The organism is Streptomyces sp. NPDC058637 (assembly GCF_042717325.1).
In the GTDB taxonomy this organism is placed as follows: domain Bacteria; phylum Actinomycetota; class Actinomycetes; order Streptomycetales; family Streptomycetaceae; genus Streptomyces.
Window position 1 is genome coordinate 204,392 of record NZ_JBHXRD010000003.1, and the last position, 14,606, is coordinate 218,997.

The 14,606-nt window shown below is 72.3% G+C and carries 4 protein-coding genes; 1 reads left to right on the forward strand and 3 read right to left on the reverse strand.

The genetic code is table 11. From position 1 onward, the window contains the following. Positions 1 to 79: 79 nt before the first annotated feature. A complete protein-coding gene (locus ACFWVP_RS04635; protein WP_384493536.1) occupies positions 80 to 292 on the reverse strand; it encodes an MbtH family protein in 213 nt (70 codons plus the stop codon). Positions 293 to 848: 556 nt separating this feature from the next. On the opposite strand from ACFWVP_RS04635, the gene ACFWVP_RS04640 reads away from it, so the two are divergent. After that, positions 849 to 1,961: an alpha/beta hydrolase-fold protein gene (locus ACFWVP_RS04640; protein ID WP_384493537.1), complete on the forward strand. Its 1,113-nt coding sequence runs from the start codon at positions 849 to 851 to the stop codon at positions 1,959 to 1,961. Positions 1,962 to 1,992: 31 nt separating this feature from the next. On the opposite strand, the gene ACFWVP_RS04645 is transcribed toward ACFWVP_RS04640, so the two are convergent. Both ACFWVP_RS04645 and ACFWVP_RS04650 read right to left on the reverse strand, forming a co-directional pair. Further along, a complete protein-coding gene (locus ACFWVP_RS04645; RefSeq protein ID WP_384493538.1) occupies positions 1,993 to 3,693 on the reverse strand; it encodes an ABC transporter ATP-binding protein in 1,701 nt (566 codons plus the stop codon). Next, positions 3,680 to 14,569, reverse strand: a complete 10,890-nt coding sequence (locus ACFWVP_RS04650) for an amino acid adenylation domain-containing protein (protein WP_384493540.1) — start codon at positions 14,567 to 14,569, stop codon at positions 3,680 to 3,682. The genes ACFWVP_RS04645 and ACFWVP_RS04650 overlap by 14 nt, the downstream gene beginning before the upstream one ends. Between the last annotated feature and the right edge of the window lie 37 nt (positions 14,570 to 14,606).

Sequence of the window (14,606 nt, forward strand, 5' to 3'; positions counted from 1 at the left end):
ACACACCGAGGGCCGGTGCCGGAGCGCCGCGCGGGCGTTCCGGCACCGGCCTCGGCCGACGGCGGTTACGAAGAGGGGGTCAGGCGTCCGTGGACGCCGCGAGCGAGCGGGGGCGCAGATCCGTCCAGCGGGCCTCGACGAATTCCAGGCATGCCTCCCTGCTGTTCTCGTCGAAGACGGTCGTCCACCCTCCGGGTACCTCGGCGAAGGCCGGCCAGAGCGAGTGCTGGCCCTCGTCGTTCACCAGGACCAGGAATCGGCCGTCGGGGTCGTCGAACGGGTTGGTGCTCATGTGTCAGTGCCTCCTCGGGTACGGCACGGCCGCTGACAGCCGTGCCGGGAGAGTTCTTCAGGACGTCGGCGAGGACGGGCCGGGTGCGCGGGTGAACGGCACCCGGCGGAACGGGCGTTCCCGGTCCCGCCGTCCAACGGTTCCCGGCCCGCCGGTGCCGCGGGACCTGCCGACGAGCGGCGAGGGGCCGGCCGTCGGCAGGTCCCCCAGGGCGCCGTGCGCGGTGACTGGCGCCCGGTCAGCGGTCCGCGCCGGGCATTCCCCCGACGCCGCCACCGGACCGGGGCCGGACGGTCCTGCCGATGCCGACGAGGTCGTGGACGTGGTGCTCGGCAAGGGACATGGAAGGCCCGTTCAGGAGATGGATCGGGGATGGAAGCGAAGGTCGCGATTAGGTTAGGCTCGCCTAATCGAGGCGAGCTTAGCCTTTCCCCTTCCCTTCTCACAAGGAGACGTTCATGCGCCTGGTGATCGAACGGGTCCGCTCCGAGGACAGCCCCGACGTGCCCGTCAGGGGGCTCTGCCGGACCACGGCCGACGACCTCACCAGCCGGCCGTGACCGGTCCCGCAGCCGGCGCCGCGGCCGGCCCCGAGAACCCCTTCGCCGGGTTCGGACTGTCCGGCACCCCGGGAACCGACGCCTTCTGGGCGGCGGCAGGGGCACCCGCGTCCGTACCCGACGGCGACGGCGGCTGGGTGACCCTGTTCCTCCGGCGCGGGTCCCCGGCGAGCATCGCCTTCGAGAGCTGGTCGGAGCCCGTCCCTCTGCGCCGGTGGGGCGGCACGGACTGCTGGTACGCGGAGGTGCCCATGCCCGCGCGGCTGCGGGTGACCTACCAGTTCCTCGCGGACGACGCGGCGTACGCCGACCCGTTCAACCCGGTCGGCGCCGGCGCCGACCGTTCCATCGCCGCGACCCCGGACGCGCCGGACCAGCCGCACTGGCCCGTCGTGGGCGCCGACGACGTCCTGCCCCTCCCCCGCACCCGGCTCCGGTGGACCAGCGCGCGACTCGGCGGGCGGCGCACCGTGCGGGTCCATCCGGCGGGCGGTGGCGGGCCGGTGGTCCTGCTGCTCGACGGGGACGACTGGCTGTACCTGCACCCGGCCATGACCGCGTTCGACTCGGCCGTGGCCGCCGGCGACATGCCTCCCGTCACCCTCGTCTTCGTGCCCACGAAGGACAGGGAGGCCGAATTCGGGTGCGGACCCGGGCTGTGGGAGGCGGTCCGGGACGAACTGCTGCCGCTGGTGGCGGAGTCCGGCGTACCCGCCGACCTGGACCGGCTGGTGGTCGCCGGGCAGAGCCTCGGCGGGCTGAGCGCGATGTACGCGGCGCTGGAGTTCCCGGACCTGGTGTCCCGGGTCGCCTGCCAGTCGGCGTCGTTCTGGTGGACCCCAGACGCCCTGGAGCGGGCCGACCCGCTGGGTGGTCCGCCGGGCGGCACCGTCGCGGCGCGCCTGCGGGAGCGCCCCGACCTGTCGGGCCTGCGGGTCGCGTTCGACGTGGGGGAACACGAGACGCGCATGCTGCCCCACTGCGAACCCGCCGAGGCGCTCGCCGCACAGGCCGGTGCGACCGTGCGGGTCTCACGGTCGGCGTCGCACCACGACCGGGCGGGCTGGCGGCACGCCCTGCTCAGGGATGTCGCCTGGACGCTCGTCTAGGTTCCCTTCGCCCGTACAGGACACCCACCGCTCACCGGGCCACGGCGAGGCAGTACGCCTCGTCGGTGGCGAGGAGGTTGCGGTGGGTGTCCTCGGCGGTGATGACGCCGTCGTCCAGGACGAGCACCCGGTCGGCGGCGTCCAGGACGGCCGGGCTGCTGGTGATCACGACGGTGGTGCGGCCCCGGCGCATCTTCGCGATGTTGCGGGCGATGAGCTGTTCGGTGACCGCGTCGACGGCCGTGGTCGGGTCGTGCAGGACCAGGACGTCGCTGTCGGCGGCGAGGGCGCGGGCCAGGGACAGCCGTTGACGCTGTCCCCCCGAGAGGTTCGCCCCGCGGTCGCGTACGCCGTGGTCGAGCCCTTCGCGGTGGAGTGCCACGACGTCGGTCAGCATGGACGCCTCGACGGCTTCGGGGACCATCCGGCTGGTGCCCGACGGGTCTATGTTCGTACGGAGGGTGCCCGCGAAGATCTCCGCGTCGTACGGGTTCACCAGCATGTGCTCGCGTACCGCCTCGATCGCCAGGTCCGCGAGGTCCTGCCCGCCGACCCGGACCGCGCCCTCGTACGCGTGGGGCGGGGTGTTCACGGCCAGGATCGACGCGAAGTCGGCCGCCGCGCGCGGCTGGTAGGCGGCGATGGCGACGAACTCACCGGCGGACACCCGGAACTTCAGCTCGCGCAGCGAGCCGTACCGTACCCCGTCGATCTCCAGGTCCCCGGCCGCGGCCGGGAGTTTTGTGCCCGGGGTCGTCACCGGCGGCGCGGAGAGCACCAGTGCCATCCGCTCGGCCGACGCGCGGGCCATCATCACGTACTTCGGCATCTCGGAGAACAGCTTGAGCGGTTCCATGATGAACTGCGCAAGCCCGACGGCCATGACGAGCTCGCCGATGGTGATCTGCCGCTCGAAGGCCAGCCAGCCGGCCGTCAGGGTCACGGCGGCGGCGAGGACCGCGTTGAGGGCCAGTGCGGTGCCCGCGTACCCGCCGTTCACCTTGGCGACGGTGATCGCCTGGCGCTTCGCGTCCGTGCTGACCCCGCGGTAGGACGCGAACGCCGCGTGGTTGCCGCCGAAGCCGTGCAGCGGGCGCAGTCCGGTGATCAGGTCGGCGACCTTCGCACCGGCCCGTGCCACCCTGGCCTGCTGTTCCTGGGTGCTGGCGCCGATCCGCTTGGACATCACGCTCAGGACCGACAGGATCGCGACCGTTCCCACGATCACCAGCAGGCCGAGCCGCAGGTCGGCCAGGCCCAGGGCGATCGCCGCGACCAGCACCGCGACCAGCGAGCTGATCAGGAGCGGCACCACCTCGATGATGTCGGCGGTCTGGTCGGCGTCCTCGGTGGCGATGGTCAGCACCTCGCCGGACTTCAGGTCGACGTCCCTGGCCACCGGCTGGAGTCCGCAGGCCGCGACCCGCACCCGCCAGCGGTGCGCCTCGGTCGTGTTGGCCGCCTGCAGGACGCGCATCCCGAACCGCCACGACAGCGAGACCGTCGTGATGATCACGGCCAGCGCGCCGATCGACAGGCCGAGCGAGCCGAGGCTCCGCTCCTGGAGGGAGTGTTCGACGATCAGGCCGAGCGCGATGGGGAAGGCGGTCTCACCGGCCTGGTACAGGCCCATGAGGATGGTGCCCCGGGTCATGGCGCCGACGTTGCGGCGCAGAGCGGTCCGGAGGATGTCGGACCCCTGGCGGGGCCGCTGCGGGTCAGGAGTGGTCATCAAGGTGGCTGGCAATCGCTTCCGGGGTTCGCAGGGTGAGCAGGTCGCGGATCGTGATCACAGGACCGTACTCCCGGCGGAGCAGCCCGATCAGCCGCACCGCCAGCATGGAGTGTCCCCCGAGGGAGACGAAGTCACTCACCGCGCTCACCTCGTCGTCGTCCAGGTCCAGTGCCTCGGCGAAGAACTCGCAGACCACGGTCTCCGTCTCCGTCTCCGGGCCGCGTTCGACCGACGTGGTCAGCACGCCTAGCGGCCTGGCCTCCGGGAGCGCCTTGGTGTCGGCCTTGCCGTTCACCGTCAGCGGGATGCTGTCGACCTGGGCGTAGTGCGTGGGCCGAAGGAAGTCCGGCAGTCCGGCGCCCACCTCGGCGGCGACGGTCGCGAGGTCGGAGCCGTCGAGCACGAGGTAGGCGGCCAGCCGGTACGCCCCGTCGACCTCCGGGGCGGGCTGGGCCACCGCGGCGGTGAACCGCACCGCCGGATGCGCCGCGAACGCCGCCTCGACCTCGCCCAGCTCGACCCGGTGGCCCCGGATCTTGACCTGCTGGTCGGTGCGGCCGAGGTACATCAGGTTCCCGTCGGGCCGGCGGACCACCAGGTCGCCGGTGCGGTACATGCGCTCGCCGGGTGTGCCGAAGGGGCACGCGACGAACCGGTGCGCGGTCTGGGCGGGCTGGTTCAGGTAACCGCGCGCGATGCCGACGCCCGACACGTACAGCTCACCGGGGACCCCGTCCGGCACGGGCCGCAGCCACGGGTCCAGCACGTACACCTCGGTGTTGTCGATCGCGACGCCGACCACCGGGTCCTGGCATTCGAAGGTGCCGACGCCGAGGGTGTTGATGGTGTACTCGGTGGGCCCGTAGAGGTTGTAGCCCACCGTCCCCTCGGTCTCGGCGAGTCGCTGCCAGAGCCGCGGGGTGACGGCCTCGCCGCCCAGCAGCACCAGTGCGGGCCGGCGTGCGGGGTTGTCGAGCAGTCCTTCGGCGACCAGTTGCTGGGCGTAGGTCGGGGTCACGTTGATGACGTCGATGCCGTGCTCACGGCAGTACTCGACCAGCCTGGGCGCGTCGCGGCGCAGCTCCTCGTCGCAGATGTGCACCTCGTGGCCGTCGGCGAGCCACAGCAGTTCCTCCCACGACATGTCGAACGCGAACGACACGGTGTGCGCGATCCGGAAGACCCGGTCCTGATGCTCCGCGAGCACCGGTTCGAAGATGCGGCGCTGATGGTTGATCAGCATGTTGGTGAGACCGGCGTACTCGGTCACCACGCCCTTGGGCTTTCCGGTCGATCCGGAGGTGAAGATCGTGTACGCGGGGTGCCGCAACCGGTCGGGGTCGTCCGGTGCGAACGTCACGAACGGCTCCGCCTCCGGCAGCGGGCGGTCGAGCTCGATCAGGTCGCCGGTCAGCCGGGGCGCCACGGCGCTCACGGTGAGGATGACGTCCGGGCGGGCGCCCTCGACGATCGCCGCGATCCGCTCGTCCGGGTGGTCGAGCTCCAGCGGCACGTAGGCGGCGCCGACGCGCAGCACGGCGAACAGTGCCACGATCCAGTCGGGGGAACGCGGGATCGCGAGGCCGACGGTCGTCTCCGGGCCGATGCCGCGCGCGGCGAGTACGCCCGCCACAGCGCGGCTGCGGTCACGGAGTTCGGCGAAGGTCGTGGTCGAGCCGTGCGCGACGAGGGCGACCCGCTCGGGGTCACGGTCGGCCGCCCGGTCGAACCGGTCGACGACGGTGTCCGTGCCGACCTCGGTGCGCTCGGCGGGCGCGGGCTCCGGGCCGACGCCCCGCAGTGCGCCGACCGGGCCGGTGGAGCGGGCCAGGTCGTCGAGCACGCGCAGGTAGTCGTCCAGGAGGCTGCGGGCGTTCTCCGTGTCGTCGTCGCGGTGCTCCAGCTTCACGGTGAGCCGGTCGCCGGGGGTCACGACCCAGGTGAACGGGTAGTGCGTCGAGTCGTCGGCCTTCACCGAGGTGATGCCGTGCCGGACGTTCATCTCGGCGAACGCGTCCATGTCCAGGAAGTTCTGGAGCACGAACAGGTTGTCGAAGAGGCTGTCGTGCCCGCCGGCCCGCTGGATCTCACCGAGCCCCAGGTGCTCGTGCTCCATCGCCTCGACCCTGGCCGCCTGGACCGCCGACAGGTATGCGCGGACCGTGTCGTCCGGACGGGCCCGCGTCCACATGGGCACGGTGTTGAGGAGCACGCCGACGATGTCGGAGAGGCCCTCGCCCTCACGGCCGGAGACGGTCACGCCGAACACGGCGTCGCTGCGGCCCGTGCGGGCGCCCAGCATGAGACCGAACGCGCCGGTCAGCACCGAGTTCAGTGTGACGCCGTGCGCCCTGGCCGCCTCCCGCAGCAGTTCCGACCGCTCGGCGGACAACTGGTGCACGAGCGCGTGCGGCAGGTCGTCCGTGAGCGGCGGGTTGGGTCCGGCGAGGAGTGTGGGGCCGGTGAGGCCGGACAGGTGCTCCGCCCAGAAGCGTTCCGACACGGCGGGGGCCCTGGCGTCGAGCGTCCGGGCGTAGTCCTCGAAGCCCGGCGTGGCCGGGGTCGCGTCCAGCGGTTCGCCGGCGAGGACGGCCCGGTAGGCGTCGAACAGGTCGCGCAGCAGGATCTCCCGGGACCAGCCGTCCCACAGCAGCAGGTGGTAGCTGAGCAGCAGGCCGTCACGGTCGTCGGGCAGACGCACCACGGTCAGCCGGATCAGCGGTGGCTCGTCCGGTTCGAAGCCGGTGTCGCGGTCCCGGGCACGCAGGGCCTCGGCTTCCTCGTCCGTCTCCAGGAGGACGGTGCGGACGTCGACCCGCCGGCCGGCCTTGAGGACCTGGACCGGGTTCCCGTCGTCGTCGGTGGTGAAGCCGGCGCCCACGACGGGGTGCCGCGCGATCACGTACGCCATCGCCTCGGCCAGTGCGCCGGTGTCCAGGCGCCGGTCGAAGGTGAAGTAGCTCTGGGCGACGTAGTGTCCGGCCGTGCCCGCCATCTGGGCCTGGAAGAACAGGCCCCGCTGGAGCGGAGTGACCGGTGCCGTGCGTTCGGCCGTCGTGGAGGCGTCCGCGAGGCGTTCCAGGGCGTCGCGCCAGTGCCCGGTGATCTCGTCGGGTATGCCGTCGGCGAGGGTGAACGCGGTGTGCAGGCTTCCTGTGGCGTCGTCGGTCCAGGCGTTGACCTCGACGGCGTACGGGCTGCCCTGGTCCCCACCGGTGAGGTGCGGTGCCTGGGACTCGCCGCCCCTGCCGAGGTAGTTGAACAGCACCTGCGGGCGGGCGTTCAGCAGCGGGGCCGTCTGCGGGTCGAGGTATCTGAGCCGGCCGTAGCCGACGTGCCCCTGCTCGTCCGGCTGGCGTGCGGCGACTTCGCGGGCCGCCTCGACGGGGTCGGTGTGCGCGGTGAGGCGTACGGGTGCGATGGAGGTGAACCAGCCGACCGTGCGGCTGTAGTCGTGGTGCTCCAGCGCCGGGACCCGGCCGTGCCGTTCCAGCTCGATCGCGAGATCGGTGGGTGCCGGCTGGATGTGCGTGAGCGCGGTCCGCAGTGCGCCGCAGAGCAGTTCGGTGAGGCCGACACCCAGTACGGCGGGTGCGGTACGGGTCACCCGGTCGCTCACGTCGGGTGCGAGCACGACGGTGGTCCCGCGCAGCCCCGTGACGGCGGGCAGCAGCGCGGGGGCCTGGAGCGTGGTGATCCAGTGCCCGAGGTCGTCGGTCGCACGGGCGGTCACGGAGCTCAGTGCCTCGGCGTACTCGGCGTAGGACGTGGTCGGCGGTGCGAGGGTCGCACCGCGCAGGGCGACGGCGAGGTCGTCCAGCAGGATCAGCCAGGACACCGCGTCGACGGCGAGGTGGTGCACGGTGACCACCAGGGTCCGGCTCGCCGCCAGCCACGAGAACGCGATGACGTCCCCGGCCTCGGGATCGAGGAGCCCGGCGGCCTCGTTCGCCGCGGTCGTCGCGTCGGCCGTGTCCGCCCGGACGACGGTGACCTCGCGGGCCGGTTCGGTGCGCAGCGCCCACACACCGTGGGTGACGCGTAGCCGCAGCCGGAGGGCGGGGTGGGCGGCCACGACGGCGTTCGCCGCGCGTTCGACATCGGCGAACGCGGTGCCTTCGGCCGCCACCAGTGCCCTGGCCTGGGCGAACCGGGTGAGCGAGCCGCCCAGTTCACGCTGTCGCAGGATGATGGGCGTCGGCGTCAGGGGGCCGTCCTCACGGCGGGCGGGCGGAGGTGCGGCGGCCTGCGGAGTGCGCGTGGGGAGGTTTTCGGCGAGCGCGCGCGGTGTCTTGAGCAGGAACACGTCCCGGGGCGCGACGGCCAGACCGAGCGCCCTGGCCCGGTTGACGAGGGTGATGGCGACGATGCTGTCGCCGCCGGCCATGAAGAAGTCGGTGTCGGCGTCGACGGAGGCGCCCGGCAGGATCTCGGCGAAGATGCCGACGAGCGCGCCGAGCACGGAGTCACTCGCGGCGGCCACCGGGGTGTCGTCCTGTACGGCGCGTTCGGTCAGGGCCTTGCGGTCCAGCTTGCCGTTGACCGTCAGCGGCAGCGCGTCGACCGTCAGGACCCGGCCCGGCACCATGTGCGCGGGCAGCTTCGCGGACAGCAGAGCGGTGAGGTCGCCGGGCACCCGGCCCACGACATGGGCGACCAGGTGGTCACCGCCGGTCGCCGTGGTGACGGCCACGTCGATGACGCCGTCGAGTTCCCTGATCGCGGACTCGACCTCGCCGAGCTCGATGCGGAATCCCTTGAGCTGCACCTGGTCGTCGGCGCGGCCGGTGAACTCCAGCTCACCGTCGAGCGTCCGGCGGGCGAGGTCGCCCGTGTGGTACATGCGGGAGCCGTCGTCGGCGAACGGGTTCGCCACGAACCGGCCGGCGGTGAGCCCGGGCCTGCCCAGGTAGCCGAGGGACACCTGGTCGCCCGCGACGTAGATGGCGCCGACCCGGCCGGGCGGCACCGGCCGGAGCCGGTCGTCGAGCAGATAGGTGACCAGGCCCGGGATCGGGCCGCCGATCGGGCTGGCCTCGTGGCCCAGGTCCTCGTCGGTGAGCACCCGGTGGGTGACGTGGACGGTGGTCTCGGTGATGCCGTACATGTTGACCAGTTCGGGCGAGGCGGTGCCGTGCCGTTCGGCCCAGCCGCGCAGCCGTACGGGATCCAGCGCCTCGCCCCCGAAGATGATCCGGCGCAGTGCGGTGGCCGGTCCGTCGGCGTGCCGGTCGGCCTCGATGAACTGGTAGAACGCCGACGGGGTCTGGTTGAGCACGGTCACTCCGCGTTCCCGGACCAGCCGGTGGAAGTCGACCGGGGAGCGGGTCAGCGCGTACTCCGGGACCAGCAGCTCACCCCCGTGCGCCAGTGCGCCCCACAGTTCCCAGACCGCGAAGTCGAAGGAGTAGGAGTGGAACTGGACCCACACGTCCTGCGGGCCGAAGTCCATGTCGGGCCGGGTGTTGGCGAGCAGCGTCACCACGCTGGAGTGCGGGACGACGACGCCCTTGGGCCTGCCGGTCGATCCGGACGTGTAGATGACGTACGCGGGGTCGTGCCAGCCGGCCGCCCGCGGTGCGGGGGTCTCCGGTGGCGCTTGCGGCGGTTCGTCACCCAGCACGAGCACGCGGGCGTGCGGGTCGGGCAGCCGGCCCAGGAGTTCCGTGAAGCGGTCCCGCTGCTCTCGGTCGACGAGCACGACCTGCACGGCGGCGTCGGCGAGGATGTACTCCAGCCGTTCGTCCGGGTACGCCAGGTCCAGGGGTACGTAGGCGCCGCCTGCGGAGACGATCGCGACGAGGGCGACGACCTGTTCCAGGGACCGCGGGACGGCGACGGCGACACGGCGGCCCGGGCCGACCCCGGCGGCTCGCAGGGCCGAGGCCAGCTCGTCCTTCGCCGCCTTCAGTTCGCCGTAGGTCATGGACGCGCCGGCCCCGTCGAGACCGCACCGGGTGACGGCGGTGGCTGCCGGGTCGCGGTGGGCGGCGGCGTCGAACAGTGCGCCCAGGGTCGTCGGGGTGATCCGCGCGGGACGCCGGGCGTCGTCGGGTGCCAGGTCGCCGACGGGGGCGTCGGGCCGGGTGAGGAGGCCGGTGAGGGTGCGGGTGAACGTGCTCAGGACGGCCTGGGCGGTCGTCTCCCGCAGCAGCGCGCCGTCGTAGATCAGGTTGAACCGGGGCCGGCCGTCGAGTGCGCGTTCCACCACCAGGGTCAACGGGTAGTGCGGGGCGCCCTCGTTGACGATGTCGGTGATGACCAGCTCGTCGCCGGGTGTCCGCAGCGCGTCCACGTCGGTCGCGACGTCGAACACCACCAGGGTGTCGAATCGGGCACCGGCGCCGGCCTGCCTGCCGATCCTCGCCAGCGAGACGTGCTGGTGCGGCAGTACGGCGCTCTGGTGTTCCCGTACCGAGGCGAGCAGCTCGGCCGCCGTGGTGGCACCGGTCCACCGGGCGCGCACGGGGATCGTGTTGATGAACAGGCCGACCATGTCCTCGATGCCGGGCACGTCCGCGTCCCGCCCGGACACCGTGGAGCCGAACACCACGTCCCTGCCCCGCAGGATGCCGCCCAGCGTCACCGCCCAGGCGCTGTGCACGGCCACGCTGAGGGGTACGCCGGCCGAGCGGGCGGCGGCGTCGATGTCGTCCGCCGGTTCCACCGCGGTGTCGGCGAACCGGTCGGAGGGGCTGTGGCCCTCGGCGACGAGCGACGGGCCGGGCAGGTCGGCGAGCTGGTCGCGCCAGACGCGGTCGCTCTCGTCCTCGTCACGTCCGGCGAGCCAGTGCACGTAGTCGGGGAAGCCGCCGATCCGGTAGGTGGTCCCCGGCCGGTGGTACTCGGCCAGCAGGGTGCGCAGCATCGGCGGCACCGACCAGCCGTCGGCGATGATGTGGTGCACCGTCTGCACCAGCACGTTCCGGCCGGAGCCCGCGCGGACGAGTGTGTACCGCATCAGCGGGCCGGTGGCCAGGTCGAACCCGGCGCGCCGGTCCCGCTCGGCGTGGTCGCGGATCTCGGCGTCGGTGATGCCGGGACGGTCCAGCGTGGTGAACGGCGCTTCGGCGTTGCTCTCCAGCACGGAGACCACACGGCCGTCGGCGAGCGCCACGAAGCGGGCGGCCAGGTTCGGGTACAGCTCCAGCAGCCGGGTGGCCGCCGCCGCGAGCCGGTCGGCGTCCACCTCGCCGTCCAGCGTCAGCAACTGCTGCTCGACGTAGCTTCCCGCCGAGTCGTCGTCGAAGACCGAGTGGAAGTACAGGCCCTCCTGCAACGGGGTCAGCGGCAGGATGTCCCGCAGGTCGGGGCCGTCCAGGGCGTCGACGTCGGCCTGTGTGAGCGGCAGCGGGCCGAAGTCGCTGGGAGAGTGGCCACCCTGGTCGAGGGCCGCCAGCCCGGCGAGGGCCTCGCTCAGGTAGGTGCCGACGGTCGTGATGTCCTCGTCGGTGAACATCCCGTCGGGCCAGGACACGGTGGTGACCAGCTCGTACTCGCCGCTCGCCGCGGGTTCGGCGATGGCGTTGAACTCCAGGCAGCGCGGCAGGCGCATCCTCGGGTCGCGCTTCTCGCCCAGCTGCCCTGTGGCACCGGCGGGCTGCCAGTCGCCGGACGCGCCCGAGTCGAAGCGGCCCAGGTAGTTGAACAGCACCTGGGGTGCGGGCGCGTCGAAGGCGGTGTCGGACAGGTAGCGCAGGGCGCCGTAGGAGACACCGTTGCCGGGCACCCGGGCGAGGTCTTCCTTGACCGCCTTGAGGGCCGCGGCCAGGTACTCCGGCGCGGTGGGATCGGCTGCCGCGCCGGGGTCCACGGTCACCGGGAACAGGGTGGTGAACCAGCCGACGGTCCGTGACAGCTCAGGCTCGAAGCCCGCCGCGTCCGCCACGAACCGGCCTTCACGGCCGTGGCCCTCCAGCTCGATGTGCGCGAACGTCTGGTCCTGGCCCAGGTCGCGGCGCCACCGGGCGAGGCCGACGGCGAGCGCGGTCAGCAGGACGTCGTTGACGCCCGCGTGGAACTTCGCGGGGATCTCACCGAGCAGCGCGGCCGTGACGTCGGCGCCGACGGGGAAGGCCCGGGTCCGCTCCCGGGCGACGGTGTCGGCCTCGGACAGCGGGCGCCTGCCCACCGGTTGGTCCGCTCCCGGCAGGGGGCGCAGGAAGTAGGCACGGTCGGCGTCGAACTCGGCCTGCCCGAGCAGTTCCGTCCAGCGCCGGAACGACGTTCCGACCAGGGGCAGTTCGATCCGGGCGCCGGAGGCGTACTGCCGCCATGCCGTGGCCAGGTCCTCCATCAGGACCCGCCAGGACACGCCGTCGATCACCACATGGTGGACGACGACGACCAGCTGGCGTGCCTCCCGGCGCCAGACGGCGCGCAGCATCACACCGTTGTCCGGGTCGAGCGCCTCGGTGGCGAGCGCGACGCACGCGTCGAGCGCCAGGTCGCTCTCCTGCCATCCGGCGAGGGTCCGGTCCGCGGCCGGGATGTCGAAGCTCCAGCGGTCACCGCGCACCAGCCGGGCCCGCAGCATGTCGTGCCGTGCGACGACCGCGCTGAGGATCGTGCCCAGGGCGTCGGCGGTCAGGTCCGCCGGGGTGTTCAGCACCATCGACTGCACGAAGCCGTCGATGGCGTCCGTGGTCTCGCCGAGCCACTGCACGATGGGCGATCCCACGACGGATCCGGTCGCCACGTCGGTGTGTTCGACGGTGGAGACGTCCTCGCGGCTCGCCACGGCGGCCAGGGCGCCGACGACGCTGTTGGTGAAGATCTGCCGTGCCGTGACGTAGACGCCCGTGTCGCGCAGCGCGCTCAGCAGCGAGATCGCCAGAATGCTGTCTCCGCCGAGCCGGAAGAAGTCCTGGTCCACGCCGACCTCGTCCAGCCGCAGCACCGACGCGACGGCCGCGCACACCAGGCGCTCGTTCTCGGTGGCGGGTGCGACGACCGAGCCCCCGAGCACGGGCTCCGGCAGCGCCGCCCGGTCGAGCTTGCCGTTCGCGGTAAGCGGGAACTCCTTCATCACGACCGTGTGGGTGGGCACCATGTACTCCACCATGTGCTCGACGGCCCACGTCCTGACCTCGTCGGCGGTCAGGTCCTCGCTCCCGGTGGCGGGGATGACGTAGCCCACCAGGTAGGTGCCGCCCGCGGTGTTCTTCCTGGCGACGACGCAGGTGTGCCGTACCCGGGGGTGTTCCGCGAGCCCGGCCTCGACGTCCTCGATCTCCAGCCGCATGCCGCGGATCTTGATCTGGTTGTCCGCCCGGCCGAGGAAGTCCAGCGAGCCGTCCGGGACGAACCGCGCGAGGTCACCGGTCCGGTACAGCCGGGAGCCGTCCGCCGCGAAGGGGTTCGCCACGAAGCGGGAGGCCGTCAGGCCTGCCGCGTTGACGTAGCCGCGTCCCAGGAGGAAGCCGCCGACGTACAGTTCGCCGCCGACGCCGACCGGGACGGGGCGCAGCTCGTCGTCGAGCACGTACAGCTGGGTGTTGGGGTTGGCCTTGCCGATGGACGTCGACAGGCGTTCGGCCTCGCCCCGGTAGATGACGTGCGAGACGCCGATCGTCGTCTCGGCGGGGCCGTAGCCGTGGTACATGGGGATGTCGAGGCGGGTGCGGAACCGCTCGTAGAGCTCCGGGGTCAGCACCTCGCCGCCGCACCACACGTGGCGCAGGCTGTCCAGCCGCCCGGAGTCGCCGGCGATCTCCAGCAGGACGTCCAGCATGGACGACACCAGGTACGTGAAGGTGACGCGCTGTTCGGCGATCACGCTCAGCAGGTGGTGCGGGTCCCGTTCACCGCCGGGCCTCAGGACGACCAGCCGGCCGCCGCACACCAGGGGCAGGAATATCTCGTTGATGGAGATATCGAAGGACAGCGGGGCCTTGAAGAGGGAGGCGTCGTCGTGGCCGAAGCCCAGAATCTCGTAGACCTGCCACAGCAGGCGCTCACTGATCGCCTCGTGACGGATCATCGCGCCCTTGGGGCGTCCGGTGGATCCGGAGGTGAAGATCACGTAGGCCAGGGCGGCGCCGGGGACGGTGATCTCGGGTCCCTCGGCGGGGTGGGAGCCGAACTTCCAGTCGCCGAGGTCGACGGCGACGGCTTCCGGTTCACCCGGGCCGTGTTCGCCCGAGCTGTTGAGCTGCAGGACGACCCGCGCGTCCTGGACGACGACGGACCGGCGCGCGGCGGGCCACTGCGGATCGAGCGGCACGAACGCGCAGCCCGCCTGGAGTACGCCGAGCAGGCCGATCACCATGTCGGCGGAACGGCCGAGCGAGATGCCGACGACCTGTTCGGCGGTGAGTCCGCGCTCGATCAGGTGGTGGGCCAACTGCGCTGAGAGTTCAGCGACTTGACGGTACGTGAGGGAGCGGTGCTCGTCGACGACGGCGACGGCGTCGGGCCTGGCCCGTGCCTGCTCGCGGAACATCTCCACCAGGGTCGGGCGGACCCGGTCGGCGTCGGTGTCGTTCCACCCGGCGAGGGTCTCCAGCCGTGCGGCCGCGCTGGACGGGCCGATGCTGCCGATGGGCCGGTCGGGGAAGTCCGCGAGGTCGTCCAGGGCGAGCTGTGCGTCGGCCGGCCGGACGCCCTCGGGGAGGGAGATGCTGCGGCCGTCCGCACCGATTTCCCAACCGACGGGTCCGGCACCGCCGTTGTCCACCCATCCGAGGACGTCGGCGAACAGGGTGCCGGGAGTGAGGTCGATCCCGTCGGGGCCGTGGCCGGTCGCCCAGTACGACAGGCCGATGGCGCACGCCTCGGCGATGGTCCTGTCGGAATAGCCGCCTGTCCGGCGGCGTAGGCCGGCCAGGCCGGTGGGAGAAAGCCGCACGAGACGAGCACTCGGTTCCATCATCGAAGACTCCGCTTCCCTTCCAAGGTATAACGCTTAG

Bases quoted from the DNA above. Each gene is read 5' to 3' on its own strand.
- ACFWVP_RS04635 (WP_384493536.1), bottom strand. From the start codon at position 292: ATGAGCACCAACCCGTTCGACGACCCCGACGGCCGATTCCTGGTCCTG.
- ACFWVP_RS04650 (WP_384493540.1), bottom strand. From the start codon at position 14,569: ATGATGGAACCGAGTGCTCGTCTCGTGCGGCTTTCTCCCACCGGCCTG.
- ACFWVP_RS04645 (WP_384493538.1), bottom strand. From the start codon at position 3,693: ATGACCACTCCTGACCCGCAGCGGCCCCGCCAGGGGTCCGACATCCTC.